Origin of the sequence: Collinsella sp. WCA1-178-WT-3 (M1), from assembly GCF_009696325.1 — a bacterium.
GTDB lineage: Bacteria > Actinomycetota > Coriobacteriia > Coriobacteriales > Coriobacteriaceae > Collinsella.
In genome coordinates, this window is the sequence record NZ_VUME01000027.1 from 1 (window position 1) to 1,637 (window position 1,637).

General features: G+C 71.8%; 1 protein-coding gene. It reads left to right on the forward strand.

Features of this window, described 5'->3' with window-relative positions:
• Positions 1-118: 118 nt before the first annotated feature.
• Complete coding sequence (locus FYJ40_RS08830) at positions 119-1,411, forward strand: IS30 family transposase (protein WP_154517048.1); 1,293 nt, start codon at positions 119-121, stop codon at positions 1,409-1,411.
• Positions 1,412-1,637 lie beyond the last annotated feature (226 nt).

Consider the following 1,637-nt stretch of genomic DNA (forward strand, 5'->3'; position numbering starts at 1 on the left):
CCTTGATTATCAACTTTATCCGAACACCTCCCACATTCATCCGTACATGTGCGGATGAATGTGGGAACCCGATACCCTGAGGGCCGGATCGGCCGGCCCCGGGAGATCGGAGGACGGTATGTCCGGAAAGAAGAAAAGCGGCTCCGCAAGGGCGGTCCCGAGGGCCTACGGAAGGCTCACGAGGCACGAGCGGGACACGGTCCAGAGGATGCTGGAGCGCAGGGCGTCGTGCAGGGAGATCGCGAGGGAGCTGGGCAGGTCGCCCTCGACGGTGAGCGCCGAGGTGGCGTCGCACAGGTTCGTGACGGCGCCGAAGGCCAGGCGCGGCGAGCGCGTGGACGCCTCCGCCGACCTGTCGGCGGCCTGCCCGCGCCTGGCGGCGTGGCCGCGATGCTGCAACGGCTGCGGCCGGTACCGCGCGATCGGCTGCAAGCGCCGCCCCCACGTCTTCTACGAGGCCCGGGCCGCGCAGCTGTGCGCCGACTCGGTCCTCGTCTCGTCCAGGCGCGGGATAGACGCCGACGAGCCCGCCGCGGCGGCCAGGCTGGAGGCGATAAGGGACTGCCTGCGCCGGGGGCTGTCGCCCGAGCAGATGGCGGCGCGCAACGGCGGCCCGGTGGACCTGTCGCCGTCGACCATCTACCGCTGGGTCTCGGCGGGCTACGACGGCATGACCAACATGGAGCTCAGGCGCAAGGTCGGCTACAGGCCGAGGAAGCGCGCCGCGGGCCGGGCGGCGACCCGCCACTCCGCCCGCAGGTCGCATGCCGCGTTCCTCGCCCTCGGGGAGGACGCGTGCGCCGCGGCCTGGGAGATGGACACCGTCGAGGGGGCCCGGGAGGACTCCGCCTGCCTGCTCACGCTGCTGCACCGCCCCAGCAGGCTCCAGCTCGCGCTGCCGCTGGAGGAGAAGACCGCCGGGTGCGTCGCGGACGCCCTGGAGGGCGTCCGGGCCATCCTCGGCGCCGACGGGACGCGCCGCGTGTTCCGCGCCGTCCTCACCGACAACGGCGCCGAGTTCTCCGACGAGGCGGCGATCGCGGCGCTGCTCGGCGAGGGGCCGGGCGAGACGAGGCTGTTCTACTGCGACCCCGGGCGCAGCGACCAGAAGGGCGCCTGCGAGCGCAACCACGTCGAGATCAGGAAGCTGCTGCCCAAGGGCGCCGGAATCAGGTTCGACCGGCTCGTCCCGGCCGACCTGGCGCTGGCCATGTCGCACGTGAACTCCGAGCCCCGCGGCGCGCTCGGCTTCGCGACGCCCGCGCGCGCCTTCAGGGCGATGCTCGGGGAGGACGCGGCGGCGCTGCTGGACGCCTACGGCGTGGGGGACGTGCCGCTCGGCGACCTCGACCTGACGCCGGGGCTCATCGAGAGGGCGCGCGCAGAGAGGGGCGATGCCCCGCTGGCCTAGCCTAGGAGAAAAACGGAATAGACGGACCGACCGTCCGGCTGAGTCTGGGAAGAGGTGCCGGGCGGCGGGCGGAGCATGGCCACCGGACCCATCGAAACACATCTCCACCATTCCTTCAACTGGGAAAATGGCGCCCCCGGGGCCCGAGAGGGGCCGCGGGGGCGTTCGGTTAACTGCGGGAGCGAGCCATCAGCTCAATGTGTTCGGCTGAGATCGGAAATCAACC